At 59.9% G+C, this 26,156-nt stretch carries 17 protein-coding genes, 1 tRNA gene and 8 pseudogenes; 22 read left to right on the top strand and 4 right to left on the bottom strand.

Annotation, left to right across the window (positions count from 1 at the left end):
* Positions 1–103: 103 nt before the first annotated feature.
* Positions 104–179: transfer RNA gene (locus EIO60_RS10420), tRNA-Gly, on the top strand.
* A 401-nt stretch (positions 180–580) separates the two neighbouring features.
* On the opposite strand, the pseudogene queG reads toward EIO60_RS10420, so the two are convergent.
* Positions 581–1,668: pseudogene (gene queG / locus EIO60_RS10415) on the bottom strand (tRNA epoxyqueuosine(34) reductase QueG).
* Here queG and nnr point away from each other — a divergent pair.
* The 15 genes and pseudogenes from nnr (at position 1,667) to EIO60_RS10340 (ending at position 19,727) form a co-directional block, all read left to right on the top strand.
* Positions 1,667–3,146, top strand: a pseudogene (nnr, locus tag EIO60_RS10410) (bifunctional ADP-dependent NAD(P)H-hydrate dehydratase/NAD(P)H-hydrate epimerase). The pseudogenes queG and nnr overlap by 2 nt on opposite strands.
* Positions 3,147–3,152: 6 nt before the next feature.
* Entirely contained in the window at positions 3,153–3,617 is a 465-nt protein-coding gene (gene tsaE / locus EIO60_RS10405) for a tRNA (adenosine(37)-N6)-threonylcarbamoyltransferase complex ATPase subunit type 1 TsaE (protein WP_258576739.1), read from the top strand.
* Positions 3,614–5,266 (top strand): annotated as a pseudogene (gene amiB, locus EIO60_RS10400) (N-acetylmuramoyl-L-alanine amidase AmiB). Before tsaE ends, amiB begins: the two are co-directional and overlap by 4 nt.
* Before the next feature lie 36 nt (positions 5,267–5,302).
* Positions 5,303–7,186, top strand: a complete 1,884-nt coding sequence (mutL, locus tag EIO60_RS10395) for a DNA mismatch repair endonuclease MutL (RefSeq protein WP_258576738.1) — start codon at positions 5,303–5,305, stop codon at positions 7,184–7,186.
* Complete coding sequence (gene miaA / locus EIO60_RS10390) at positions 7,179–8,129, top strand: tRNA (adenosine(37)-N6)-dimethylallyltransferase MiaA (RefSeq protein ID WP_258576737.1); 951 nt, start codon at positions 7,179–7,181, stop codon at positions 8,127–8,129. The genes mutL and miaA overlap by 8 nt, the downstream gene beginning before the upstream one ends.
* Before the next feature lie 105 nt (positions 8,130–8,234).
* Positions 8,235–8,534 carry an RNA chaperone Hfq gene (gene hfq / locus EIO60_RS10385; RefSeq protein WP_258576736.1) on the top strand — a complete coding sequence of 100 codons (300 nt, stop codon included), beginning with the start codon at positions 8,235–8,237 and terminating at the stop codon, positions 8,532–8,534.
* 79 nt (positions 8,535–8,613) lie between these two features.
* Positions 8,614–9,891 carry a ribosome rescue GTPase HflX gene (hflX, locus tag EIO60_RS10380; protein WP_258576735.1) on the top strand — a complete coding sequence of 426 codons (1,278 nt, stop codon included), beginning with the start codon at positions 8,614–8,616 and terminating at the stop codon, positions 9,889–9,891.
* Positions 9,892–10,169: 278 nt separating this feature from the next.
* Positions 10,170–11,420 carry an FtsH protease activity modulator HflK gene (gene hflK, locus EIO60_RS10375; RefSeq protein WP_258576734.1) on the top strand — a complete coding sequence of 417 codons (1,251 nt, stop codon included), beginning with the start codon at positions 10,170–10,172 and terminating at the stop codon, positions 11,418–11,420.
* A 3-nt stretch (positions 11,421–11,423) separates the two neighbouring features.
* Positions 11,424–12,431: a protease modulator HflC gene (gene hflC / locus EIO60_RS10370; RefSeq protein WP_258576733.1), complete on the top strand. Its 1,008-nt coding sequence runs from the start codon at positions 11,424–11,426 to the stop codon at positions 12,429–12,431.
* Between the two features lie 56 nt (positions 12,432–12,487).
* A pseudogene (locus tag EIO60_RS10365) lies at positions 12,488–12,684 on the top strand (DUF2065 domain-containing protein).
* A 165-nt stretch (positions 12,685–12,849) separates the two neighbouring features.
* On the top strand, positions 12,850–14,148 hold the full coding sequence (locus EIO60_RS10360) for an adenylosuccinate synthase (RefSeq protein WP_258576778.1): 1,299 nt from the start codon (positions 12,850–12,852) through the stop codon (positions 14,146–14,148).
* A 226-nt stretch (positions 14,149–14,374) separates the two neighbouring features.
* Positions 14,375–14,818, top strand: a pseudogene (gene nsrR, locus EIO60_RS10355) (nitric oxide-sensing transcriptional repressor NsrR).
* Positions 14,819–14,834: 16 nt separating this feature from the next.
* Entirely contained in the window at positions 14,835–17,237 is a 2,403-nt protein-coding gene (gene rnr, locus EIO60_RS10350) for a ribonuclease R (RefSeq protein WP_258576732.1), read from the top strand.
* A 74-nt stretch (positions 17,238–17,311) separates the two neighbouring features.
* Positions 17,312–18,046 (top strand): 23S rRNA (guanosine(2251)-2'-O)-methyltransferase RlmB, encoded by a 735-nt coding sequence (gene rlmB / locus EIO60_RS10345; RefSeq protein WP_258576731.1) that lies wholly within the window; start codon positions 17,312–17,314, stop codon positions 18,044–18,046.
* An 85-nt stretch (positions 18,047–18,131) separates the two neighbouring features.
* Positions 18,132–19,727: pseudogene (locus EIO60_RS10340) on the top strand (isovaleryl-CoA dehydrogenase).
* On the opposite strand, the gene bsmA reads toward EIO60_RS10340, so the two are convergent.
* Together bsmA and EIO60_RS16175 are read right to left on the bottom strand one after the other, a co-directional pair.
* A complete protein-coding gene (bsmA, locus tag EIO60_RS10335) occupies positions 19,673–20,023 on the bottom strand; it encodes a biofilm peroxide resistance protein BsmA (RefSeq protein ID WP_258576777.1) in 351 nt (116 codons plus the stop codon). The pseudogene EIO60_RS10340 and the gene bsmA overlap by 55 nt on opposite strands.
* A gap of 56 nt (positions 20,024–20,079) precedes the next feature.
* Positions 20,080–21,983, bottom strand: a pseudogene (locus tag EIO60_RS16175) (methyl-accepting chemotaxis protein).
* A gap of 172 nt (positions 21,984–22,155) precedes the next feature.
* Here EIO60_RS16175 and yjfP point away from each other — a divergent pair.
* From yjfP to rplI, 5 genes and pseudogenes are all read left to right on the top strand, one after another.
* A pseudogene (yjfP, locus tag EIO60_RS10300) lies at positions 22,156–22,868 on the top strand (esterase).
* A 241-nt stretch (positions 22,869–23,109) separates the two neighbouring features.
* The gene (gene rpsF / locus EIO60_RS10295) at positions 23,110–23,505 is read left to right on the top strand and encodes a 30S ribosomal protein S6 (protein WP_258576727.1); all 396 of its coding nucleotides are present in this window, start codon (positions 23,110–23,112) and stop codon (positions 23,503–23,505) included.
* Positions 23,506–23,511: 6 nt separating this feature from the next.
* The gene (gene priB, locus EIO60_RS10290) at positions 23,512–23,829 is read left to right on the top strand and encodes a primosomal replication protein N (RefSeq protein ID WP_258576726.1); all 318 of its coding nucleotides are present in this window, start codon (positions 23,512–23,514) and stop codon (positions 23,827–23,829) included.
* Positions 23,830–23,833: 4 nt separating this feature from the next.
* Positions 23,834–24,061 carry a 30S ribosomal protein S18 gene (gene rpsR / locus EIO60_RS10285; protein ID WP_258576725.1) on the top strand — a complete coding sequence of 76 codons (228 nt, stop codon included), beginning with the start codon at positions 23,834–23,836 and terminating at the stop codon, positions 24,059–24,061.
* A gap of 39 nt (positions 24,062–24,100) precedes the next feature.
* Complete coding sequence (rplI, locus tag EIO60_RS10280; RefSeq protein ID WP_258576724.1) at positions 24,101–24,550, top strand: 50S ribosomal protein L9; 450 nt, start codon at positions 24,101–24,103, stop codon at positions 24,548–24,550.
* A 96-nt stretch (positions 24,551–24,646) separates the two neighbouring features.
* Here rplI and EIO60_RS10275 read toward each other — a convergent pair whose 3' ends face one another.
* Positions 24,647–25,174, bottom strand: a complete 528-nt coding sequence (locus EIO60_RS10275) for a LysM-like peptidoglycan-binding domain-containing protein (protein ID WP_258576723.1) — start codon at positions 25,172–25,174, stop codon at positions 24,647–24,649.
* A 334-nt stretch (positions 25,175–25,508) separates the two neighbouring features.
* Between EIO60_RS10275 and bamJ the strand changes: the two genes are divergently transcribed.
* On the top strand, positions 25,509–26,129 hold the full coding sequence (gene bamJ, locus EIO60_RS10270) for a BamJ family beta-barrel-assembly machinery protein (RefSeq protein ID WP_258576722.1): 621 nt from the start codon (positions 25,509–25,511) through the stop codon (positions 26,127–26,129).
* Positions 26,130–26,156 lie beyond the last annotated feature (27 nt).

The following is a 26,156-nucleotide window of genomic DNA, read 5'->3' as shown; positions in this document are numbered from 1 at the left end:
ATCGAAATCGCAAAATTTTGCTTTCAGGCTCTTGCAGCGGCAAAAAATTCTCGTATAATAAATACCATCGTACCAATGAGGAATTTATGTAGTGGTACAGGGCGCGGGAATAGCTCAGTTGGTAGAGCACGACCTTGCCAAGGTCGGGGTCGCGAGTTCGAGTCTCGTTTCCCGCTCCAAATTTTCACATCATAGAAAATCATACGCTTAGCGTATGACTCTTTCCGGTCATCGGGCTACTCTACGCTTATTGGGGTATCCACAGCATGCCAGCCGCACTTTGACGCCGTTTCCGGCGATCTGTAAAACTATTTTTAACAGAGTTATCCACAAGATTACTGCGCCGTTCTGCGTCTGTCCATGTTATCATTTGTACATATTTTTATGTAAAGCATTAAATTTTAATAAGATAATAACATTTCATTTTGTTAGAATTTCGTCTTTGCCTCCCTGTGTCAGTTGAATGACAACGGCTTTTTAATTTTATGCACAACGTGTGGAAAAGTTATCAGCGCGCCGCATTGATCAATTATGCATCACGCGGCAATCCCTTCTCGACGGCGCGCACCAGCCGCTTTTGCTACGTAGGCTGCACGTCAATCGCCAGCGCCTAGCATTTTCCCCGCTGCTGACTCAGCGCCCACGCGATATGCTCATCAAGCAGCGCGTTTTCCCCCAGCCGCTTCTCCAGCACATCGACGATTTCCGCGCGCTAGGGCGCGTTGCCCAGCGCGACGGCTACATCGCAGCCAGCGCAGATGGCCGATGCGGCGTATCGCCGAGCCTTCCGTCACCCGTAAAAAGGTTTTCTCATTCCACTGAAACAGGGCTATAAGCTCAAGCATGTGCAGCGCGGCGCGCGGCGCAAAATCGCTTTCGTCGCTAAGTTGTCCATAGCGGTTCCACGGACAGATCAGCTGGCAGTCGTCGCAGCCGTAGATGCGATTGCCTATCAGCGGCCGCAGCGCTTCAGGGATGGCGCCTTCCTGTTCGATGGTGAGATAGGAGATGCAGTGGCGGGCGTCGACCACGTAGGGCTCGACGATGGCATTGGTCGGGCAGATGGTCATACAGGCGACACAGCGGCCGCACTGCTCTTCCCTGCGGCGTATCGATCGGCAGCGGCAGGTCGAGCAGCAGCTCGCCGAGAAAAAACCACGAGCCCGCTTCGCGATTCAGGATCAGCGAATGTTTACCGGTCCAGCCCAGCCCGGCCTTCGCCGCCAGCGGACGCTCCAGCACCGGCGCAGAGTCGACGAAGGGGCGAAAATTCAGCTCTCCGCAGCGTTCCTGAATCATTTCTCCGAGCTTTTTCAGGCGATTGCGCAATACTTTGTGGTAATCACGGCCCAGAGCGTAGCGGCTGACATAGTCGAGCTGCGGATTTTTCAGCGTACTGGCGAAGGCGGCTTTTGCCGGAAGGTAGTTCATGCGCACGCTGATCACGCGCAGCGTGCCGTGCAGCAGTTCATGCGGACGGGCGCGCATCATGCCGTGTCGCGCTATCCACTCCATTTCGCCGTGATACTGCTTGTCCAGCCACGCCTGCAGGCGCGGCTCTTCCGCGCTGAGATCTGTGTCGGTAATACCGACCTGCTGAAAACCGAGATCCTTGCCCCACTGTTTAATCTGTTGGGCAAGCTGATGAAGATCGAGAGGGTATGACATGAGTAACCAGGAATCAAATGCGGACGGCCGCCGTTTACCATATTCCGTCTGGCCTGCGCAGGCTCTGCGGCAGCTGGAGCGCGAAGGCGCCGACGCGCTCGGCATTACGCTCTACGAGCTGATGCAGCGCGCCGGGCAGGCGGCCTTCGCGCTGCACAGCAGCAGTGGCCACAGGCGCAGCACTGGCTGATCCTCTGCGGCCATGGCAACAACGGCGGTGACGGCTATGTGGTGGCGCGGCTGGCGCAGGCGGCAGGCATCGAGACGACGCTGCTGGCGTGCGAAGGAGAGAAGCCGCTGCCGGAAGAGGCGCAGCGCGCGCGCGACGCCTGGCTGGAAGCAGGCGGCGAAATCTATGCGCCTGACGCCCCCTGGCCGGAGCAGGTCGACGTGATCGTAGACGCGTTGCTCGGCACCGGCATCAACCGCGCGCCGACCGGCGCTTACGCCGCGCTGATCAAACAGGCGAACACGCACGCTGCGCCGGTGCTGGCGCTCGATATGCCCTCAGGCCTGTCGGCGGCAAATGGCAGCGTGCCGGGCGAGGCGATTGATGCCGCGCAGACGCTGAGTTTTGTCGCGCTCAAGCCGGGACAGATCACCGGCAAAGCGCGCGACCTGATCGGCAGGCTGCGCTACGCCGATCTTGGCCTGGCCCCTTTCCTGACGGGCGAAGAGGCCCCGATGGCGCGCTTTGACGCCTCATCGCTAACGCGCTGGCTGAAGCCGCGCAAGCCGACCTCGCACAAGGGCAACCACGGACGTCTGCTGGTGGTCGGCGGCGACACCGGCACCGCCGGCGCCATCCGCATGACGGCGGAGGCGGCGCTGCGCGCGGGGTCTGGTGCGCGTGCTGACGCATCGCGATAATATTGCGCCCATCCTGACGGCGCGCCCGGAAATCATGGTGGATGAGCTGACCGACGACAGCCTGACAAAGGGGCTGGAGTGGGCGGATGTGATCGCCATCGGTCCTGGGCTGGGTCAGCGAGAGTGGGGCAAAATTCGTTAAAAGCGGTTGCGGTCAGCGAAAAGCCGATGCTTTGGGACGCGGATGCGCTTAACCTGCTGGCAATCAATGCGCAGAAACGTCAGAATCGCATCATTACGCCGCATCCCGGCGAAGCAGCGCGGCTGCTGGGCGTGAAAACCGGCGACGTCGAGCGCGATCGCTTGCATGCCGCGCAGTCGCTGGCGGCGCGCTACGGCGGCGTCATGGTATTGAAGGGCGCCGGCACCATTATCGCCAGCGAGCAGGGCGAGATGGCCTTTGCCGACGTCGGCAATGTGGGCATGGCGTCCGGCGGAATGGGCGACGTATTGAGTGGTATTATCGCCTCGATGATGGGGCAGCAGCTGGCGCTGTTCGACGCGGCCTGTGCAGGCTGCGTAGCGCACGGCGCGGCGCGCGCGGCATGTTGGCAACAGATTTATTCGAGCTGCTGTGGCAGTTTGTTAATCCAGAGATGACCCAATAATAAAGCATGAAGACCTGTGTTATTTCCTTGCCCGATGAGGCGGCAATCCTCAATCTGGGTGCTCAGCTGGCCCGCGCCTGTACCGGCACGGCGGTAATCTATCTCTATGGCGACTTAGGCGCGGGTAAAACCACCTTTAGCCGCGGCTTTCTGCAGGCGCTTGGCCACCAGGGCAACGTCAAAAGCCCGACCTATACGCTGGTCGAGCCTTATACCCTTGGCGAACGCGCGCTTTACCACTTCGATCTCTATCGTCTGGCCGATTCGGAAGAGCTGGAATTCATGGGCATCCGCGACTATTTCACTGGTGAGGCAATCTGCCTGGTGGAGTGGCCGCAGCAGGGCGCCGGCGTGCTGCCGCCGCCCGATCTGGCCCTGACGCTGAGCTATGTCGGCGCCGCGCGCGAAGCGAGGCTGGAAGCGCGCTCTGCGCTGGGCGAACAGCTGACCGAGCAGGTGGCGCAGGCATGATCGCACGGATGAAAAGCGCACTGCTGCTGTTGTTGTACCTGGCTACCGCGCCCGCGCTGGCGGCCAGCCTGTCGGACATCAAGATAGAAAACGGCGACAGCCGGGCGACGGTGACGCTGAGCTTCGCCGGACAGCCGGTCTACGGCTATTTTCCGCTGCGCAATTCTGATCGCGTGGTGCTGGATATTCTTCGCCAGAGCGGCGTGATTCAGGGCCTGCCACTGAACTTCAGCGGTGACAACATCGTCAAGCGCATCCGCACCAGCACTCCAAAAGACAAACAGAGCATCCGGCTGGTGTTCGAGCTGACGCAGCCGGGCAAAACCCGCGCGACGACACAGCGCAACGGCAGTAGCTATAACGTGGTGTTTACCATTCAGGGCCGACAGCCCGCTACGCGCGCCGCGCCGGTTTCAACAGCGACAACAGCGACAACGGCGCCGAGCCGCCCAGCCGCTAACCCCTTCAACGCCAGGCAGGTAACGGCGGTCAGCAATACCAATACCACGACGCGCCCGGGCAATGCAGTGCCTACCAGCAACGACACGGTGATTGTGGCGATTGATGCCGGTCACGGCGGCCAGGATCCCGGCGCTATCGGTCAGCGCGGCCTGCGTGAAAAGAACGTCACTATCGCTATCGCGCGCAAGCTCAAGGTACTGCTGAACAACGATCCGATGTTCAAAGGGGTGCTGACGCGCGACGGTGACTATTTTATTTCGGTAATGGGCCGTTCCGAGGTGGCGCGCAAAGAGAACGCCAACCTGCTGGTCTCTATCCACGCCGACTCGGCGCCGAGCCACAGCGCCACCGGCGCCTCGGTGTGGGTGCTGTCGAACCGGCGCGCCAACAGCGAAATGGCGAACTGGCTGGAGCAGCGCGAGAAGCAGTCCGAACTGCTGGGCGGCGCAGGGGATCTGCTGGCGAACAGCCAAGCCGATCCCTACCTGAGCCAGGCGGTGCTGGATTTGCAGTTTGGCCATTCGCAGCGCGTCGGCTACGACGTGGCGGTAAAAGTCTTGCAACAGTTGCGCGGCGTATCGCCGCTGCACAAGCGACTGCCGGAGCACGCCAGCCTTGGCGCGCTGCGTTCGCCGGATATCCCCTCGCTGTTGGTGGAAACCGGCTTCATCAGTAATACCTCGGAGGAGCGACTGCTCGGCAGTAGCGCTTATCAGGATAAAATTGCCTCGGCCATCTATAAGGGCCTGCGCAATTATTTCCTGGCGCACCCGCTACAATCGGTCCCAAAGGAGGAAAATCGTCCGCTCGGCTCATCGCCGACGGTGAGCGTCGCCAGTAATCCAGCGACCGGCACCACGCAGTACATTGGTGCAGTGCAGCGGCATACCGTGACGCGCGGCGAAACGCTTTCCGGCGTCGCCGCGAAATATGGCGTTAGCATGGCGACGCTGCGCGAGATGAACCGGCTCAAGCGCGATGTGGTCTGGGAGGGGCAGCGCCTGAAGGTGCCGGCCAGCAATAGCGTGGCGGTGCACGCGCCGGTGCGGCACAAAGTGGTGCGCTGCGACTCGCTGACGGCCATCGCCGCCCATTACGGCGTCAGCCCGCAGGCCATCATCTAGGCAAACAATATGAAGTCCTCGAACGTGATGTTGGGGCAACCCCTGAAAATTCCCGCCTCCTGACGGCCAGCCCGGCCAGGCTCTACAAGGATACGCACCATGCCAATACAAATTTTACCGCCGCAGCTGGCCAATCAGATCGCGGCGGGCGAAGTCGTCGAGCGTCCCGCATCGGTGGTAAAAGAGCTGGTGGAAAACAGTCTCGACGCTGGCGCGACGCGCATCGATATCGATATCGAGAAGGGAGGCGCGAAGCTGATTCGCATTCGCGACAACGGCTGCGGCATCAGCAAAGAGGAATTGGCGATGGCGCTGGCGCGCCACGCCACCAGCAAAATCGCCTCGCTCGACGATCTGGAAGCCATCATGAGCCTCGGCTTCCGCGGCGAGGCGCTGGCCAGCATCAGCTCGGTCTCGCGCCTGACGCTGACCTCGCGTACTCAGGCGCAGAGCGAAGCCTGGCAGGCCTATGCGGAGGGCCGCGATATGGAGGTGACGGTCAAACCTGCCGCCCATCCCTGCGGCACCACGCTGGAAGTGCTGGATCTGTTTTACAACACGCCCGCGCGCCGTAAATTCATGCGCACCGAAAAAACCGAGTTCGGCCATATCGACGAAGTGATCCGCCGTATCGCTCTGGCGCGCTTCGACGTGGCCATCTCCCTTAGCCACAACGGCAAGCTGATGCGCCAGTACCGCGCGGTCAGCGACGAGGCGCAGCGGGAGCGGCGGCTGGGCGCGATTTGCAGCGCTACCTTTATGCAGCATGCGCTGCGCATCGACTGGCAGCATGGCGAGCTGCTACTGCGCGGCTGGGTGGCGGATCCGGCTGGCTCGCGGCAGCTCAGCGATATCCAGTATTGCTATGTGAACGGCCGCATGATGCGCGACAAGCTGATCAACCATGCGATACGCCAGGCGTTTCAGACCCAGCTGCAGGACGATCAGCAGCCCGCCTATGTGCTCTATCTGGAGATAGATCCGCATCAGGTGGACGTCAACGTGCATCCCGCCAAGCACGAGGTGCGATTCCATCAGTCGCGGCTGGTGCACGACTTTATCTTTCAGGGCGTAATGAGCGTGCTGCAGGCCAGCAGCGCGCCGACCCTGCCGCTCGCCGCGGAGGAGGAGCCCGCGCCGCGCTGGCAGCCGGAAAACCGCCAGGCGGCGGGCGGGAACCATTTTTCCCAGCCTGCCGCGCCGCGCCGCAACGAAGGCGGCGGCCATGGCGGCGATGTCAGCCGCAGCCGCGGTGGCCAAGATAGCCGCGGCGGCAGCCACAGCGGCGGCGCATGGCAGAAGAAAGAGAATGACTACAGCAAGCGGGAAGGGGCTGTCTATCAGCAGCTGTTAAAAACGCCGACGTCCGCTGCGCCTATCGCGCGTGCCGAGGCCGACGCGCCCGCCGCGCCGCCGCTGGCGTCGCATGCGCAAAGCTTCGGCCGCGTGCTGACGGTGGTGAGAGAGCGCTATGCGCTGCTGGAGCAGCCGTCAATGCTGCAGCTGCTCTCGCTGCCGGTGGCTGCGCGCTGGGTGCGTTACGCGCAGCTGCAGCCGGGCGAAGAGGGACTGAAGCCGCAGCCGCTGCTAATCCCGGTGCGCATGAAAATCGCCCGCCCGGCGCGTCAGGTTTCCGCCGATAAACAGAGCCTGCTTGCCATGATGGGCATCGATCTGCAGCCAGAAGGCTACCATGTGACGCTGCGCGCGTTGCCTTTACCCTTACGCACGCAAAATTTACAAATATTGATTCCAGAACTGCTAGGCTATCTCGCCCAACAGCCAGAGAGTGACGCGCCGAAGCTGGCGCAGTGGCTGGCGCAGCGGTGCGAAACCGAGGCGCTTCACTGGAATCACTCCCAGGCGATTGCCCTGCTGGCGGAGCTTGAACGGCTCTGTCCGCAGCTGTTGAAATCGCCACCGTCTGGCCTGATTCAGGCCATTGAGATTGAGAGCGCGCTTGCCGCATTGAAGCATGAGTGAACAGAACCAGGCTGGCCGACCGAAGGCTATTTTTTTAATGGGTCCGACCGCCTCGGGCAAAACCGCACTGGCGATTGCGCTAAGAGAGCAGTTGCCGGTGGAACTAATCAGCGTTGACTCTGCCTTAGTTTATCGTGGCATGGATATCGGCACGGCGAAGCCCACGGCTGAAGAGCGGGCGCAGGCGCCCCATCGCCTGCTGGATATTCGCGATCCCGCGGAAACCTACTCCGCCGCCGATTTTCGCCGCGATGCGCTGGCCGCGATGGCGGAGATCGTGGCGAACGGGCGAATTCCGCTGCTGGTGGGCGGAACCATGCTCTATTTCAAAGCGTTACTGGAGGGCTTATCGCCGCTGCCCTCGGCCGATTCCGCGGTGCGCCAGCAGATAGAGCAAACGGCGCGGGAAAAAGGCTGGGATGCCCTGCATCGACAGCTGTGCGAAATCGATCCGGTCGCCGGGAGTCGTATTCATCCGAATGATCCGCAGAGACTTTCGCGAGCACTGGAAGTTTTTTTTATTTCGGGTAAAACTTTAACGGAACTGAAAAAAACATCCGGTGAAGCGTTACCCTACGATGTATATCAGTTCGCAATCGCCCCCGCGAAACGAGAACTGTTGCATCAGCGCATCGCTTTACGCTTTCAGCAGATACTGGCGTCAGGATTTGAAGCGGAGGCTCGGGCCCTGTTTGCACGAGGTGATTTGCATACGGATATGTCTTCCATTCGCTGTGTCGGCTATCGCCAGATGTGGTCATATTTAGCTGGCGAAATTGACTATGACGAAATGGTTTATCGGGGAATTTGCGCAACCCGGCAGCTTGCTAAACGCCAGATGACCTGGTTACGCGGCTGGGAAAATGTCCGCTGGCTAGACAGCGACAACCCAGAACTGGCGTGTGATGAGGTGCTTCAGGTTCTTAGTGCGAAGCATGGGTGATTGTGTACAATTGACAGGTTATCGTGCGCAAATTTTTACGCAGTTTTTTTTCAGGACTTCGGTTCTATAAGTAATAAACAACAAGCATATAAAGGAAAAGATAGAATGGCTAAGGGGCAATCATTACAAGACCCGTTTCTGAACGCACTGCGTCGTGAACGTGTTCCGGTTTCAATTTATTTGGTCAACGGTATTAAGCTGCAAGGACAAATTGAGTCTTTCGATCAATTCGTGATTTTGTTGAAGAACACGGTAAGCCAGATGGTTTACAAACACGCCATTTCCACTGTAGTTCCATCACGTCCGGTTTCTCATCACAGCAACAATGCTGGTAGCGGCAGTAATAACTACCATCACGCTTCTGCACAGTCGCAGCTGCAACAAGACAGCGATAACGCGAAATAACGCGCTACCCGTATAAGCCAGGGTCGGGAACGCAAACCGTTTTTCGTCCTGGTCTCCTATTTTTTAGCGAGGTTATAGCTTGTTTGACCGTTATGATACCGGTGAGCAGGGCGTACTGGCACACATCTGGTTCTCCCAAGACAAAAAGATGGAAGATCTCCAGGAATTTGAAACCCTGGTCTCTTCTGCAGGCGTCGAGGTGCTGCAGGTTATTACCGGCAGTTGTAAAGCGCCACATCCCAAATATTTTGTCGGTGAAGGAAAGGCAGTTGAAATTGCCGATGCGGTGAAATCGAGTAGTAGAGCATCGGTCGTTTTATTCACTCATGCCTTAACCCCTGCGCAGGAACGCAATCTGGAGCGCCTGTGCGAATGCCGAGTCATTGACCGCACCGGTCTGATCCTTGATATTTTTGCCCTGTGCGCCCGCACCCACGAAGGGAAACTGCAGGTCGAGTTGGCACAGCTGCGCCATCTGGCGACCCGCCTGGTGCGCGGCTGGACGCACCTTGAGCGCCAGAAAGGCGGTATCGGTCTGCGCGGCCCGGGTGAAACCCAGCTGGAAACCGACCGTCGTCTGCTGCGCAACCGAATCAGTCAAATTTTGTCGCGGCTTGAGCGCGTAGAGAAGCAGCGCGAGCAGGGGCGCCAGGCGCGTGCCAAGGCGGATGTGCCTACCGTCTCACTGGTCGGCTATACCAACGCCGGCAAGTCAACGCTGTTCAACGCAATAACCTCTGCCAACGTCTATGCGGCGGATCAGCTGTTCGCCACCCTCGAGCTAAGTCGCTTGAACGTCGCCGACGTCGGCGAAGTGGTGCTGGCGGATACCGTAGGCTTTATTCGTCATCTGCCCCACGATCTGGTGGCCGCCTTTAAGGCGACGCTGCAGGAAACGCATCAGGCGGCGCTGCTGCTGCACGTTATCGATGCCGCCGATCTGCGCCTCAATGAAAACATCGAAGCGGTCGACGCCATGTTGGAAGAGATTGAGGCTGACGAAATTCCGTCGATGCTGGTGATGAATAAAATCGATATGCTGGACGGGTTCGTGCCGCGCATCGATCGCAACGAAGAGAATATGCCGATCCGCGTCTGGCTTTCGGCGCAGAGCGGCGAAGGCATTCCGTTGCTGTGGCAGGCGCTCTCTGAACGTCTGTCGGGCGAAATCGCCCAGTTTACGCTGCGTCTGCCGCCGGAGGTGGGGTGCTTGCGCAGCCGCTTCTATCAGCTGCAGGCTGCGGAAGATGAATGGAATGAAGAAGATGGCAGCGTTGGGCTGCGGGTGCACATGCCAATGGTTGACTGGCGACGCCTGTGCAAACAGGAACCCGCTCTGCCTGATTACATAGTTTGACACGTTGCCTAAACGTCCTTACGCAATAACGTGTATGGTCTTAGCAGGCGGCTGCCGTTTTCTGGGATGTTTCTCAGGCTGATGGCCAGAATGAACGAAGGCGGCCGGCAAAGCTATCGCCCCGAACGGCAGGATTTACCTGAAAATTTCTGGCGTAGTGAAGCGGCGTCGGCGCGCCTGCCGGCAAGCAGCCGACACGAGCGAAGGCAGCCCACACCGCTACAGCCTGCAAGCTGCAGGGTAAACAGCACACTTACAATAAATAAATGGAGTAGAACATGGCGTGGAATCAGCCCGGTAATAACGGACAGGACCGCGACCCGTGGGGAAGCAGCAATAATCAAGGCGGCAACTCTGGGGGAAACAAAGGCGGACGCGAGCAGGGGCCGCCGGATCTGGATGATATCTTCCGTAAGCTGAGCAAAAAGCTCGGCGGACTGGGTGGTGGTAAACTGGGTGACAGTGGTCAGCGCAGCGGCAGCGGCAGCGGCAGCGGCAGCGGCAGCAAACTGGTTGGCATCGTCGCCGTCGCGGCGGTGGTTATCTGGGCCGCCAACGGGTTCTACACAATCAAAGAGGCGGAGCGCGGCGTGGTCACGCGCTTCGGCAAGTTCAGCCATCTGGTCGAACCGGGCCTGAACTGGAAACCTACCTTTATCGATCAGGTACGCGCCGTCAACGTGGAAGCAGTGCGCGAACTGGCGGCGTCGGGCGTGATGCTGACGTCGGATGAGAACGTGGTGCGCGTAGAGATGAACGTGCAGTATCGCGTGACCGATCCCGAGCGCTATCTGTTTGCCGTCACCAGCGCCGACGACAGTCTGCGTCAGGCGACCGACAGCGCGCTGCGCGGCGTGATTGGCCGTTCCACCATGGATCGTATCCTGACCGAAGGCCGTACCGTGGTGCGTAGTGATACGCAGCGCGAACTCGACGAAACTATTCGCCCGTATAACATGGGCATTACGCTGCTGGACGTCAACTTCCAGGCGGCGCGTCCGCCGGAAGAGGTGAAAGCCGCCTTCGACGAGGCCATCGCCGCGCGTGAAAATCGCGAGCAGTATGTGCGTGAGGCGGAAGCCTACGCCAACGAAGTGCAGCCGCGCGCCAACGGTCAGGCGCAGCGTATTCTGGAAGAGGCGCGCGCCTACAAAGAGCGCACCTTACTGGAAGCGCAGGGTGAAGTTGCGCGCTTCGCCAAGCTGCTGCCTGAATATAAGGCGGCGCCGGACATTACCAAAGAGCGTTTCTATATCGAAACCATGGAGCGCGTGCTGAGCCATACGCGCAAGGTGCTGGTAAACGATCGCGGCAACAACCTGATGGTACTGCCGCTCGATCAGCTGATGCGCGGCGCAAATGGCACGGCGCAGAGCGGCCAGAAAAACAGCAGCCTGACCATGCTGCCCGCTTCGCCCGGCAGCAGCGCCAGCCGCAGCGACACGTCAGCCTACAGTACAGAAAGCATCATGGATCAGCGTCGGGCCAATGCTCTACGCAACGATACCCAGCGCGAAGGGAGAGAGTAATCGATGCGTAAGCCCGTAATCGTAGTCATTATTGTGGTACTGGTGGCGCTTTACGCTTCACTGTTTGTGGTTCAGGAAGGCGAGCGCGGCATCGTGCTGCGCTTTGGCAAAGTTCTGCGCGATGATGAGAACAAGCCTCAGGTGTTCGAGCCGGGCCTGCATATGAAGGTGCCTTTCATCGAGACGGTGAAAACGCTTGATGCCCGCATCCAGACCATGGACAACCCGGCGGATCGCTTCGTCACCAAAGAGAAGAAAGACCTGATCGTCGATTCCTATATCAAGTGGTGCATCAGCGACTTCAGCCGCTACTACCTGGCGACAGGCGGCGGCGACGTTTCACAGGCGGAAGTGCTGCTGAAGCGTAAGTTCAGCGACCGTCTGCGTTCCGAGATGGGCCGCCTCGACGTGAAGGATATCGTTACCGACTCGCGCGGCCGTCTGACTACCGACGTGCGCGACGCGCTGAACACCGGCAGCGCCGGCAGCGACGATGATGAAGTGCAGACGCCGGCGGCGGATGACGCCATCGCCAGCGCGGCGGCGCGCGTCGAGCGCGAAACCAACAGCAACGAGCCGGCGATCAACCCTAACAGCATGTCGGCGCTCGGCATCCAGGTGGTAGACGTGCGTATCAAGCAGATCAATCTGCCGACCGAAGTCTCCGACGCGATCTACAACCGTATGCGCGCTGAGCGTGAAGCGGTAGCGCGTAGCCAGCGTTCGCAGGGTCAGGAAGAGGCGGAAAAACTGCGCGCCCAGGCGGACTATCAGGTGACCCGTACGCTGGCGGAAGCGCAGCGCACCGCGCTGATTACGCGCGGCGACGGCGATGCCGAGGCGGCGAAGCTGTTTGCTGACGCGTTCAGTCAGGATCCCGACTTCTACGCCTTTATTCGCAGCCTGCGTGCCTATGAAAACAGCCTCGGCGAAAACCAGGACGTGATGGTGCTCAGCCCGGACAGCTATTTCTTTCGCTATATGAAAGCGCCCTCTAACGCGGCGCGATAAGAACTGCTATAACCTACAGGCCGACAATGATGTCGGCCTTTTTTTTGGACTCGCAGATGAACACAACCATATTATGGCGCTGGCGTTGGTGCTGGAAGGGTTAGGGCCAATGCTGCTGCCGTGCATGTAGCGACGCATTATCCTCAGCATGGCGCAGCTGCCAGATCGCCTGCTGCACCGTTTCGTCGGCGGCCTGGTGGTGGCGGCGGGTGTGGTGATCTACTGCATGATTGCCGCCCACAGCGGCAGCTGAACAGGCTTGTGCCGCAGCTAAATTGTGCCTGAGGCGGCCGGATTCCCCAGGATGTTGTAGTGCGCAAAAATCAGACGAAAAATGCGCGCAAACGTATGCTAAAAGTGCTGAAAGCTGCAAGATCAGATGGTAGAATCCATTTTTAAGCAATCGGTGATTTTGAAAATGGGTAAGAACGTCGTCGTACTGGGCACCCAATGGGGTGACGAAGGCAAAGGTAAAATTGTAGACCTTCTGACTGAACGCGCGAAATTCGTTGTGCGTTATCAAGGTGGCCACAATGCAGGCCATACGCTTGTCATCAACGGTGAAAAAACCGTCCTCCATTTAATTCCATCTGGCATCCTGCGCGAAAACGTTACCAACATTATCGGTAATGGCGTGGTGCTGTCGCCTGAAGCTCTGATGAAAGAGATGAAAGGTCTGGAAGAGCGTGGCGTACCGGTACGCGAACGTCTGCTTATCTCTGAAGCCTGTCCGCTGATTCTGCAATATCACGTGGCGATGGACCTGGCGCGCGAAAAAGCGCGCGGCGCGAAAGCCATCGGCACCACCGGCCGCGGCATCGGTCCGGCCTACGAAGACAAAGTGGCGCGTCGCGGTCTGCGCGTGGGCGATCTCTTCAATAAAGAGACCTTCGCCATCAAGCTGAAAGAAATTGTCGATTACTATAACTTTCAGCTGGTCAACTACTACAAAGAAGACGCGGTCGACTACGAAAAAGTGCTGAACGATGTGCTGGCGGTTGCCGACATCCTCACTAGCATGGTGGTCGACGTTTCCGATCTGCTGGACAGCGCTCAGAAGCGCGACGGTCTGATTATGTTCGAAGGCGCGCAGGGCACGCTGCTGGATATCGATCACGGCACCTATCCCTACGTTACCTCCTCTAACACCACCGCGGGTGGCGTGGCGACGGGTTCCGGCATCGGTCCGCGCTGCGTCGACTACGTGCTGGGCATAGTGAAAGCCTACTCCACGCGCGTCGGTGCCGGTCCATTCCCGACCGAACTGTTCGACGACATTGGTGAGTTCCTGTGCGCCAAGGGCAACGAATTCGGCGCCACCACCGGCCGTCGTCGTCGCACCGGCTGGCTGGATACAGTCGCGGTGCGCCGCGCGGTGCAGATCAACTCGCTGTCGGGCTTCTGCATGACCAAGCTGGACGTGCTGGACGGCCTGAAAGAGGTCAAAATCTGCGTGGGCTACCGCCTGCCAGACGGCCGCGAAGTCACCACCACGCCGCTGGCGGCGGAAAACTGGGAAGGCATCGAGCCGATCTATGAAAGCCTGCCGGGCTGGAGCGAGAACACCTTTGGCGTGAAAACGCTGGAAGATCTGCCGCAGGCGGCGCGCGACTACATCAAGCGCGTTGAAGAGGTGGCCGGCGTACCGATCGATATCATATCTACCGGTCCGAACCGTAGCGAAACAATGATTCTGCGCGACCCGTTCGACGCATAATGCTGTCAATGCCTAGGCCGGAGCGTCTCCGGCCAGTTTCTTTCCGCGTCAGACGCCGCTTTTCCTCTCTTCGCTGCCTCACAACATCGCCGACTGAAAAAAAACGCACTGTGGTTTCGACTCTAGTTTATCATCTAAGTAACCGCGAACAGGTCCACTGATTGAAAAATTAAACGCAACGCGAGCGCAAAGAAAAAAACGCCATGGGTGATTCACCGAGGTAATTGTGCAGCTGACAAGTTTTACTGATTATGGTCTGCGGGCTTTAATTTATATGGCCTGTTTGCCGGAAGGCAAAAAGACGAATATAACGTAAGTAACTAATATCTACGGCGTGTCGCGCAACCATATGGTAAAAATCGTCAATCAACTGAGCCGGGCGGGTTTTATTGCGGCCACGCGCGGCAAAAACGGCGGCATTCGTCCGGGACGAGATCTGCATGAAATCGTTATCGGCGATGTGGTGCGTAAAATGGAGCCGCTGCAGCTCGTCGATTGCGCTACCTGCGCCATTACGCCAGCCTGCCGCCTGCGAAAGGCGTTAAATGATACGGTGCAGCTGTTCTTGCGGGAACTGGACAGCTACACGCTGGCAGACTTAGTCGAGGGGAATGAGCCCCTGTACCACATTTTATTGTCCGAACCGCCGGTGGCAATGAATCTGAAATGACATCGGAGGAACCGCTATGTCAAAAGATCCTTTTCAGGAAAGAGAAGCCGAAAAATACGAAAACCCCATTCCGAGCCGTGAATTTATTCTGGCTCACCTGGAAAAACGCGAAAAACCCGCCAGCCGCGACGAGCTGGCACAGGAACTGAACCTCACGGACAAAGAACACCTTGAGGCGCTGCGTCGTCGCCTGCGCGCCATGGAGCGCGACGGGCAGCTGGTCTTCACCCGCCGCCAGTGCTATGTGCTGCCGGAACGCCTCGATCTGCTGCGCGGCAAGGTGATCGGCCACCGCGACGGCTACGGCTTCCTGCGCGTGGAAGGCCAGAAAGACGATCTCTACCTCTCCGCCGAGCAGATCAAAATGTGCATGCACGGCGACGTCATCCTGGCACAGCCGCTGGGCGCCGATCGCCGAGGGCGCCGCGAAGCGCGCGTAGTGCGCGTGCTCGAGCCACGCAATAACCAGATCGTCGGACGCTACTTCACCGATGCGGGCGCCGGCTTCGTGGTGCCGGACGACAGCCGCCTGAGCTTTGACATTCTGATCCCGCCGGAAGAGACGCTGGACGCCCGCATGGGTTCGGTGGTGGTGGTGGAGCTGGTGCAGCGTCCGACTCGCCGCACCAAAGCGATTGGCAAAGTGGCGGAGATCCTAGGTAACAATATGGGCACCGGCCTCGCGGTCGATATGGCCCTGCGCACCTATGAGATCCCCCACAGCTGGCCGCTGGAAGTGGAAAAACAGGTCAGCAAGCTGAGCGAAGAGGTGCCTGAAGCGGCGAAGCAGGGGCGCGTCGATCTGCGCCAGCTGCCGCTGGTGACCATCGACGGCGAAGACGCGCGCGACTTTGATGACGCGGTCTACTGCGAGAAAAAACGCGGCGGCGGCTGGCGCCTGTGGGTCGCCATCGCCGACGTCAGCTATTATGTGCGTCCTGGCACGCCGCTCGACGACGAAGCGGTGCAGCGCGGCACCTCGGTCTACTTCCCTTCTCAGGTCGTTCCCATGCTGCCGGAGGTGCTCTCCAACGGGCTCTGTTCGCTGAACCCGCAGGTCGATCGTCTCTGCATGGTGTGCGAAATGACCATCTCGGCGAGCGGCAAGCTGACCAGCTACAAGCATTACGAAGCGGTGATGAACTCCCATGCGCGTCTGACCTATACCAAGGTGTGGAACATTCTGCAGGGCAACCCTGAGCTGCGCGAGCAGTACGCGCCGCTGCTGAAGCCGATGGAAGAGCTGCACAGCATGTATAAGGTGCTAGAGCAGGCGCGCGAAGCGCGTGGCGGCATCTCGTTCGAAACCGAAGAAGCGAAGTTTATCTTCAACGCCGAGCGCCGCATCGAGCGCGTCGAGCGCACGGTGCGCAATGACGCACACAAGCTGATCGAAGAGTGCATGATCCTCGCCAACATCGCCTCGGCACGCTTTGTCGAGAAGCACCAGGAGCCGGCGCTGTTCCGCGACCACGATCGCCCGAGCGACGACAGCATCACCAGCTTCCGCACCGTGCTCAACGAGCTGGGCCTCTCGCTGCCCGGCGGCGCGAAGCCGGAGCCGATCGACTACGCCGAGCTGCTGACGCAGATCGCCGATCGCCCAGACGCCGAAATGCTGCAAACCATGCTGCTGCGCTCGATGAAGCAGGCGGTTTACGATCCGGAAAACCGCGGCCACTTCGGTCTGGCGCTGCAGTCTTACACCCACTTCACCTCGCCGATCCGCCGCTACCCCGATCTGCTGCTGCACCGGGCGATCAAGTATCTGCTGGCGCAGGCCACAGGCGAAGTGAAAGGCATCACCACGCCGACCGGCGGCTATCACTATGAGATGGCGCAGATGCTGCAGCTGGGCCAGTACTGCTCGATGATGGAGCGCCGCGCCGACGAGGCGACGCGCGACGTTGCCGACTGGCTGAAGTGCGACTTTATGCAGGATCAGGTGGGCAACACCTTCAGTGGCGTCATCTCCAGCGTTACCGGCTTCGGCTTCTTCGTACGCCTGAACGACCTCTTTATCGACGGGCTGGTGCACGTTTCCACGCTGGACAACGACTACTACCGTTTCGATCCGGTAGGCCAGCGCCTGATCGGCGAGTCTGGCGGCCGCACCTATCGTCTGGGCGACGCGGTTGAAGTGTGCGTCGATGCGGTGCATCTCGACGAGCGCAAGATCGACTTCGCGCTGATCTCCAGCCAGCGTCAGCCGCGCGGCGAAGGTAAAACCGCGCGCTACAGGGCGAAGCGCGAAGGCAAAGCGCCGCCGAAGCGTCGCCGTAAGATCGGCAAGAAAGGCAATTTCGAGCCGACCGAAGCCGGCCAAAGCGAAGAAAGAGAAAAAAGCAAAACCCCGTCGGAAAAAAACCGTAAAATCGCCGTCGCCACCAACGCAAAAAAGCAGGCTAACTCCGCCTGATGCGTTGACGGACGCTTTCTGCAGCGCAGAAAGCGTCCGCTGCAGGTCCATACAATCTTTAACTGAGCAGATCGATGAGCGAAATTATTTTTGGTATCCACGCCGTGCAGGCGCTGCTGGAGCGCAGTCCCCAGCGCTTCCAGGAAGTCTTTATCCTCAGGGGCCGCGACGATCGTCGCCTGCAGCCATTGGTGGCGGCGCTGGAAGCCCAGGGCGTGGTGATTCAGCTGGCGAACCGCCAGTGGCTGGATGGTCAGGTTGAAGGCGGCGTGCATCAGGGTATCGTGGCGGGCATCAAGCCGGGCCGTCAGTATCAGGAAGGCGATCTGCCGGATCTGTTGCAAAGTCTGGAAAAGCCGCTGCTGCTGGTGCTGGACGGCGTTACCGATCCGCATAACCTCGGCGCCTGTCTGCGCACCGCCGACGCCGCGGGCGTGCATGCGGTGATCGTGCCGAAAGATCGCTCCGCCTCGCTGAACGCGACGGCGAAAAAGGTCGCCAGCGGCGCGGCGGAGAACGTGCCGCTGATCCGCGTCACCAACCTGGCGCGTACCCTGCGTCTGCTGCAGGATTACAACATCTGGGTCGTCGGCACCGCGGGAGAAGCGGATCATACGCTCTACCAGAGCAAGATGACCGGGCCGATGGCGCTGGTGATGGGCGCGGAAGGCGAAGGCATGCGTCGTCTGACGCGCGAACACTGCGACGAGCTGATCAGCATCCCGATGGCGGGCAGCGTCTCCTCGCTTAACGTCTCGGTCGCCACCGGTGTCTGTTTGTTCGAAGCGGTACGCCAGCGTGGGGCGTGATCGCCGCCGCAAATCCTCTTAGTGCCGGGCATAATTGTGCGTCGCTCTCCCATACTGATCGGGACAGGCAACGCGAGGAGTGGTTATGACCTGGAAACCCCATACCGTTTTTAGTCAGCCGCAGCCCCTCAGCAACAGCAACCTCTTTCTGTTCGACACGTCGCTATGCGAAGCGCTGGCGCGCGAAGGCGTCGAGTAGGATCGCGACTGGCTGGCGTCCGTCGGCGCCTAGTTAGGCGGCGCCGAGTCGCTGGAATTAGGACGACTCGCCAACGCCTCGCCGCCAATGCTGCTGCGCTACGACGCGCGAGGCGTGCGCCTCGACGAGGTGCGCTTTCATCCCGCCTGGCATCTGCTGATGCAGGGCGTTTGCGCCAGCCGCCTGCAAAATCTCAGCTGGCAGCCCGACGTGCTCGATCGCGCGATGGTGGCGCGCGCCGCGCGCTTTATTCTGCATGCACAGGTCGAGGCTGGCACTCTCTGTCCGGTCACCATGACGCACGCCGCCGTTCCGTTGCTGCAGCGCTGGCTGCCCGACGACTTTGCCGGCTGGCGCGAGCCGCTGCTCAGCGACCGCTATGACAACCATGCGCTGCCAGGCGAGCAGAAGCGCGGGCTGCTGATCGGCATGGGCATGACGGAAAAGCAGGGCGGCAGCGACGTCACCGCCAATACCACGCGCGCCGAGCCGCTGGCTGCGCGTGCACCCGGATCCCTCTGGCGCATCACCGGCCATAAATGGTTTTTCTCCGTGCCGCAGAGCGACGCGCATCTGATCCTCGCCCAGAGCGGAAAAGGGCTGAGCTGCTTTTTGCTGCCGCGCCTGCTGCCGGACGGCACGCGCAACGCCATCCGCCTGGAGCGCCTGAAAGAGAAGCTGGGCAACCGCGCCAACGCCAGCAGCGAAGCGGAGTTTCAGGACGCCACCGGCTAGCTGCTGGGGGAAGAGGGCGATGGCGTGCGGCTGATCCTGAAGATGAGCGGCATGACCCGTTTCGACTGTGCCCTCGGCAGCCACGGCCAGATGCGGCGCGCCTTCTCCGTGGCGCTCTACCATGCGCACCAGCGTCAGGTTATGGGCAAGTCGCTGGTGGAGTAGCCGCTAATACGCGAGGTGCTGGCACGGCTGGCGCTGCAGCTGGAGGGGCAAACGGCGCTGCTGATGCGGCTGGCGCGAGCCTGGTCGCAGCCGGCACAGCCGCTGGAAGCCGCCTTCGCCCGGCTCTTTACCCCGGCGGCGAAGTACGCCATCTGCAAGGCCGGCATGCCTTTCGCCGCCGAATCGATGGAGGTGGGCGGCATCGGCTACTGCGAAGAGAGTGAACTGCCGCACCTCTACCGCGATATGCCGGTCAACAGCATCTGGGAAGGATCGGGCAATGTGATGTGCCTGGACGTGCTGTGCGTGCTGAAAAAGCAGCCGGAGGCGCTCGAGATGCTGGATCTGGAGTGCGAGGTGGTAAAAGGGATCAATCGCCGCTTCGACGCCGGCTGGCGGCAGCTTCGGCTGCAGTTGCACCGGGCGCAGGAGAGCCAGGCGCGGGAAATTGCGCAGCAGCTGACGCGGCTGGCCACAGGCGCACAGCTGCTGAAATATGCCGAGCCGCCGTTGGCTGACGCCTGGTGTCAGCAGTGGCTCGACGGGCGCGGCATCCGGCCGCTGGCGGGTGACGCGCCGTAGAGGATTGCCGTGGCGTACCAGTAGCCTGGCGTCATCGTCTCATCCACCATAATTAACTGATAGTAAACGGCACCGCGCTGATTGGCCTCCGCCGCCAGCGCGAGCTCCGCGTCGTCCGGCGAGCCGCGCACCTGGGTACTGATGCTGCCGAGGCGCGGCAGTCCGGCGCTCTGCGCGCGGGTGATCTCCTGAGCCTGCTCGGTCGGCGCCGGCGGCAGTTGCGGTTGTGGGGTGGTTTTTAGCGCGGCGCAGCCGTTCAACAGTAGCGCTGCCGTCAGTAAGTAAGCGTAACGCATCACACTTTCTCCGGAAGGACGGTGGATTAAGTGTAAGCCACCATCCTGAAACCGGGTCAGGATTTCAGGTGAAAGACGCTGACTAACTGCGTCAGATGATGGCCTTTATGACTCAGGTTTTGCGCCGAGGCGTCAGCCTGCTCCATCAGCTCGCTGTTTTCATGGGTCGCCTGGCTGATCTGGTTCATCGCCAGGTTGACCTGACCGATGCCCGCTGCCTGCTGCTGCGCCGCCACGTTGATTTCGCCCATAAGCGCTGCACCTGCTCGATATGCGACACGATATGGCTCATGGCGTCATGCGTCTGCTGCGATAGCTGGTGGCCCTCCGAGATATTCTGAATCGAGGTGGCAATGAGGCCGTCGATCTCTTTCGTTGCCTGTGCGCTGCGCTAGCGCGCGCACTTCCGCCGCCGCCACGGCGAAGCCGCGCCCGTGTTCGCCCACGAGCGCCGCTTCCACCGCCGCGTTCAGCGCCAGGATATTGGTCTGGAAGGCGATGGATTCGATGACGTGGGTGATACCGGCGATGCTCTGCGAAGAGACCTGAATCGCCGATATGGTATTGACCGAACGGCTCACCGTCTAGTTGCCGTGGCCCACCAGTTTGCTCGCTTCTGCCACCAGCGTCATCGCCTGGCGCAGGTTGTCGGCGGTGTGCTCTACCGTGGCGCCGAACTGCTCCATGCTTGCCGAGGTCTCTTCCACGCTGCTCGCCTGACGGCCGATCTGCTCGCTGATATTCAGGCTGCTGGCGGCGATGGTATTGGTGCCGTCGCTGATCTCCTGAGCGGCAGCGCGCACCTGGCTGACAATTTTCTCCAGCCCGTCGCCGATGGCCGTTGATCGCGCCGATAAGCTAGGCGACTTCATCGCGGCGTCGGGTCTCAAGCTGCACACGCAGGTTGCCCGCCGCATACTGCTCGGCAAGGTGGATCACCTGCTGCAGCGGGCGGGTAATCACGCGGCGGCTGTAGATCACAAAGCCGGCCGCGAAAAGCAGCATCAGCGCCAGGCCCGTCAGCATGAAAAGGTTGCGGCTGTGGTTAATCGACGCCAGCAAGCTGTCGCGGCTCACTTCGCCCGCCACAACCTACTCCCAGCCGGGCAGTTGCTGCTAGGCGATCAGTTTGCTCTCGCCGTTAATCTCCGTCTGCAGAATGCCCTGTGGCTGGTTCAGCAGCGCCTGCTGCACGCTCGCCTCCCAGCACGGTAGCTGACCTTCACGCGCTTTATCGCACAGGTACTTGCCCTGCGCCGCGACCGGCGCGCCGTTCAGCACAAAGAAGCGGCCGCTGTCGCCGAGTTTGCACGCCAGCATTTTTTCGCGTATCAGCGCATACTGTTTGTCGATCTGCACGCCGACGAACAGGATGCCGATCACCGTGCCGCCGTCATCTTTGACCGGCTGATATTGGGTGATATAGCGATGGCCGAACAGCGTCGCCAGCCTGCGATAGGCTTTGCCGCGGTTGACGCTTTTCCACGCCGCGCTGTTGCGGTCGAGACGGGTGCCGATGGCGCGGCTGCCATCCTTCTTTTTTCAGCGAGGTGGAGATACGGTAGTAGCCCTCACCGTCGCGTACGAAAATGGTTGAGACGGCGGCGGTGCGCTGTAAAAAGTCATCGACCGCCACCTGATCGAGGTTCAGGGTTTTCAGACCGGCGCGCAGCGTCGGGGTAGAGAATTCCCCTACCTGGATACGCGCGCTGTCGTCGCTGCTGAAGCGCTGCGGCAGAAAGCTGGCGAACAGCCGGGTATAGTTGCTGACCTCTTCGGTCAGGGTGGCGTTGAACATTGTCGCCATTTCGCTGATGCCCTCCACCTGGTTGTGCATATCATCCATGGCCAAGCTTTCCAGCTGACGGGTGGCAGCATGGCCTTGCGTCAGCGTCAGGACAAACAGCAGCAGCGCGACGCTGAGAGACGTCAGTACAGACAGCTTGACGCCAAGGCTCAGTTAGCTGAGAGAGGGACGTTTCATGAGATACCTTTAGGTCGGTTTAGGGGATATACGATTAAGGGCATCGACAACCAAAGGTTTAACCCTTAAAATAGGGAGTAGGTTTGTGAAGTGGTTCGCAGATCTTCTCTGCGGCACATAGACTCAGCGCCATCAACATCCACAGCGGGTGGAGGTGCTGTACGCCGCGCCTGCGGGACGGCGTGCAGCGCCGCTGCCCACTGTGCTGCTTTATCACGGCTTCGCCTCGTCGAAGGAGGTCTACGCGTACTTGGCCGTCGCGCTGGCGCAGGCGGGATTTCGCGCCGTGATGCCGGATGCGGATAGCACGGTGCGCGCGACAGCGGCGATGACGCGCTGCGCCCTACCCGCTTCTGGCAGATTTTGCAGCGTAATATTGACGAACTGCCGTAGCTGGAAGCGGCGCTGCGCGCGGAGAATCTGATTGAGGCGGGACGCTTCGCCGTGGCGGGCGCCTTGCTGGGCGGCATGACGGCGCTCGGGGCGATGGCGCGCTACCCATAGATTGCCAGCGTCGCCTGTCTGATGGGATCGGGCTACTTCAGGTCGCTCAGCCAGACGCTGTTTCCACCGCTGCGCGTCAGCTCGCCAGAAGATCGTGCGCAGTTCGATCGCCTGACGGCGCTGCTGGCGGATTACGATCCCGGCGATAAGCTGGCGAACCGGCCGCTGCTGCTGTGGCACGGCGAAGCGGATGAGGTGGTGCCCTTCGACGAAACAGCGCGGCTGGTCGCCGTGTTGCGGACTGGGGGACAGGCGGAGAAGATTACCTTCTTCTCAGAGCGCGGCATCGGCCACAAAATCACCCCTTTCGCGCTGCGCGCGCTGGTGGCCTTTTTTCAGCGCCCCCTGAAAAACTGATGAAATGATGTGCAACCCGTTGAATTTCCTGTTTAGCACAGAAAGGCGCCTGAAAGGTGATTTAATGAAACGTGCGCTTGAGTTTAGGGCACGGCGCCAGTATGATTACGCATCGATTTTTCAGCTGCATTCAGAGGCGCGTTACATTCAGCTAATGTTTCACGACCTATAATGTTCCTTGCTTCCGTGGGCCGCAGCTGACCCTGACAGGAGGCTGAATAATCCGTAAGGAGCAATTTCGATGCGTCATTACGAAATCGTATTTATGGTCCATCCTGACCAGAGCGAACAGGTTCCGGGCATGATCGAGCGTTACACCGGTGCTATTACTGGTGCAAAAGGCACGATCCACCGTCTGGAAGACTGGGGCCGCCGTCAGCTAGCTTACCCGATCAACAAACTGCACAAAGCACACTATGTTCTGATGAACGTGGAAGCGCCGCAGGAAGTGATCGACGAGCTGGAAACGAACTTCCGCTTCAATGACGCAGTTATCCGCAGCATGGTTATGCGCGTTAAGCACGCGGTAACCGAAGCATCTCCGATGGTTAAAGCGAAAGACGAGCGTCGTGAGCGCCGCGAAGACTTCGCTAACGAAACCTCTGACGAGTCAGATGCTGGGGATTCTGAAGAGTAATCATTCGTGACGGCCAATCGACTGCGCCTGTCTGGCACCGTGTGCAAGACGCCGGTTCGAAAAGTGAGCCCGTCAGGAATTCCTCACTGTCAGTTCGTGCTTGAGCACCGCTCAGTGCAGGAAGAAGCTGGCTTTCACCGGCAAGCCTGGTGCAGAATGCCCGTGATTATCAGCGGCGCGCTTCATCAGGAGATTACTCAACATATAACGGTCGGCACGCAACTCACCCTTGAAGGCTTCATCAGCTGTCATCAGGCGCGAAATGGACAGAGTAAAGTGGTGCTGCATGCCGAGCAGATTGAATTGATAGATTCTGGAGACTAGCCAAATGGCACGTTATTTCCGCCGTCGCAAGTTCTGCCGTTTCACCGCGGAAGGCGTTCAAGAGATCGACTACAAAGATATCGCTACGCTGAAAAACTACATCACTGAAAGCGGTAAGATCGTACCGAGCCGTATCACCGGTACTCGCGCAAAATACCAGCGTCAGCTGGCTCGTGCTATCAAGTTCGCGCGTTACCTGTCTCTGCTGCCGTACACTGATCGTCATCAGTAATCGGCAACGGTCCATTAACGACTTTAAGAGGGTAAGGTAATGCAAGTTATTCTGCTTGATAAAGTAGCAAACCTGGGCAGCTTGGGTGATCAGGTCAACGTTAAAGCGGGTTACGCGCGCAACTTCCTGGTACCGCAGGGAAAAGCTGTCCCGGCTACCAAGAAAAACGTTGAATATTTCGAAGCACGCCGCGCTGAACTGGAAGCCAAACTGGCTGACGTTCTGGCTGCTGCTAACGCACGCGCTGAGAAAATCAATGCACTGGGTTCAGTGACCATCGCCTCTAAATCAGGCGACGAAGGTAAACTGTTCGGTTCTATCGGTACTCGCGACATCGCTAACGCTGTTACTGCCGCTGGCGTTGACGTGGCCAAGAGTGAAGTTCGCCTGCCGAACGGCGTTCTGCGCAACACCGGTGAGCACGAAGTTGACTTCCAGGTTCACAGCGAAGTTTTCGCTAAACTGGTTGTGAATGTAGTTGCTGAGTAATTTTACTCGGTAATGCGAAAAAGCCGGCAAAAGGCCGGCTTTTTCGTTTTTGTCGCTGCGGAAGCTGCCGCTTACCGGCGCGCCCGACGACTTGCGCTACTGCGCGCGAATAAAAGAGCCGTCCGGCTGCCGGGTGAAAAGCACCGGGCCGTTGGCGCTGTCCACGGTCAGCCCATTGACCACGCCCTGCACATTCAGGCGAATCTTGACCTGCTGACCGCTCTGCAGTGTGCTGAGCGGCTGATCGCTGCCCTCTACGCGCGCCATAGCGAATACATCGCCCACCGGCAGATTATTATCGCGAAACAGCTGCGCCAGCGTCTGGCCAGAGGCGATGGTATAGCTGCGCCACTCGCCCTGTGAATCCGCCTTCGGCGGCGTGCCGTTATCATAAATTTCCGCCTGCATCGGCACCTCTTTTTCGCCGCCCGGCGTCTGCTGACGCTCAACGGGGTAGTGCGACGAGCCTGACGGCCAGAGGAACGCCAGCAGCATCACCAGCAGAGCGATAACGATGCCGCGGCGGTGAGCCGGCGGCAGCGGGCCCATCCAGCGGACAGTATCGGTCGCGTGCCAGAGTCTGAACAGCCAGGCCGGGAGGCGGGAGGGTGCGTCTGAAGCCATTGATGAATTCTCCTCATTGCCAGCGGCGTGCGGCCCTTTGGCGGGCCACCCAGCCGAGTCGTTGGAGCAGCGTGTGCGGTGCGCCCGTTTTGCGGCGTCGTGGGGCGATTTGACCCATGTATCTTCTCTTTTTCAGTGCCACGGCAAAAGCTAACCTTCTCCATTATTATAGTATGGGCAATGCAGACGCGAAGCGCCCGCCAGCCTGACGAAATATGACCTGCGTATTGTTTCTGTTTCACAGGGAAAAGTCATCTCTGCCGCGCGGGATTTTACGCCAGCGGCGCGTGCTGTTATGCTGCCGATTCAATTAGCGAAAGATACAGGTATCAAGATGACGACCCCTTCATTCGACAGCGTCGAATTACAAGCAAGTTACGGAATCGGTTTACAGGTTGGCCAGCAGCTGCAGGAGTCCGGTCTGCAGGGACTTCAGCAAGAAGCGCTGCTCGCGGGCCTGCGCGATGTGCTGGAAGGGAACTCGTCAGCAGTGCCGGTTGACGTTGTGCATCGTGCGCTGTGTGAAGTGCATGAGCGCACCGAAGGCGTGCGCCGCGAGCGCGTGCAGGCGATGGCTACCGAAGGGCAGACCTACTTGGCGGAGAAAGCGCAGCGAGAAGGCGTGAGCAGCACCGAATCCGGTCTGCAGTTCAGCGTGATCAAACAGGGCGACGGCCCGATCCCGTCGCGTCAGGATCGCGTGCGCGTCCACTACACCGGCAAGCTGATTGACGGCACCGTTTTCGATAGCTCGGTCGCGCGCGGCGAACCAGCGGAATTCCCGGTGACCGGCGTGATTGCCGGCTGGATTGAAGCGCTGACCCTGATGCCGGTAGGCTCGAAGTGGGAGCTGACCATTCCGCACAATCTCGCCTACGGCGAGCGTGGCGCGGGCGCATCCATTCCGCCGTTCAGCACCCTGATTTTCGAAGTGGAGCTGCTGGAGATCCTGTAATCCCAGCCGCTTGCGATCGAGCCAGCC

The organism is Candidatus Pantoea persica (genome assembly GCF_013753875.1).
Taxonomy (GTDB): domain Bacteria; phylum Pseudomonadota; class Gammaproteobacteria; order Enterobacterales; family Enterobacteriaceae; genus Pantoea; species Pantoea persica.
Note: the sequence above shows the minus strand (reverse complement) of the source record. Positions and strands in the feature narration are given on the sequence as shown.

Bases quoted from the DNA above. Each gene is read 5' to 3' on its own strand.
- tsaE (WP_258576739.1), top strand. From the start codon at position 3,153: ATGAAGACCTGTGTTATTTCCTTGCCCGATGAGGCGGCAATCCTCAAT.
- mutL (WP_258576738.1), top strand. From the start codon at position 5,303: ATGCCAATACAAATTTTACCGCCGCAGCTGGCCAATCAGATCGCGGCG.
- miaA (WP_258576737.1), top strand. From the start codon at position 7,179: ATGAGTGAACAGAACCAGGCTGGCCGACCGAAGGCTATTTTTTTAATG.
- hfq (WP_258576736.1), top strand. From the start codon at position 8,235: ATGGCTAAGGGGCAATCATTACAAGACCCGTTTCTGAACGCACTGCGT.
- hflK (WP_258576734.1), top strand. From the start codon at position 10,170: ATGGCGTGGAATCAGCCCGGTAATAACGGACAGGACCGCGACCCGTGG.
- hflC (WP_258576733.1), top strand. From the start codon at position 11,424: ATGCGTAAGCCCGTAATCGTAGTCATTATTGTGGTACTGGTGGCGCTT.
- EIO60_RS10360 (WP_258576778.1), top strand. From the start codon at position 12,850: ATGGGTAAGAACGTCGTCGTACTGGGCACCCAATGGGGTGACGAAGGC.
- rnr (WP_258576732.1), top strand. From the start codon at position 14,835: ATGTCAAAAGATCCTTTTCAGGAAAGAGAAGCCGAAAAATACGAAAAC.
- rlmB (WP_258576731.1), top strand. From the start codon at position 17,312: ATGAGCGAAATTATTTTTGGTATCCACGCCGTGCAGGCGCTGCTGGAG.
- bsmA (WP_258576777.1), bottom strand. From the start codon at position 20,023: ATGCGTTACGCTTACTTACTGACGGCAGCGCTACTGTTGAACGGCTGC.
- rpsF (WP_258576727.1), top strand. From the start codon at position 23,110: ATGCGTCATTACGAAATCGTATTTATGGTCCATCCTGACCAGAGCGAA.
- rpsR (WP_258576725.1), top strand. From the start codon at position 23,834: ATGGCACGTTATTTCCGCCGTCGCAAGTTCTGCCGTTTCACCGCGGAA.
- rplI (WP_258576724.1), top strand. From the start codon at position 24,101: ATGCAAGTTATTCTGCTTGATAAAGTAGCAAACCTGGGCAGCTTGGGT.
- EIO60_RS10275 (WP_258576723.1), bottom strand. From the start codon at position 25,174: ATGGCTTCAGACGCACCCTCCCGCCTCCCGGCCTGGCTGTTCAGACTC.
- bamJ (WP_258576722.1), top strand. From the start codon at position 25,509: ATGACGACCCCTTCATTCGACAGCGTCGAATTACAAGCAAGTTACGGA.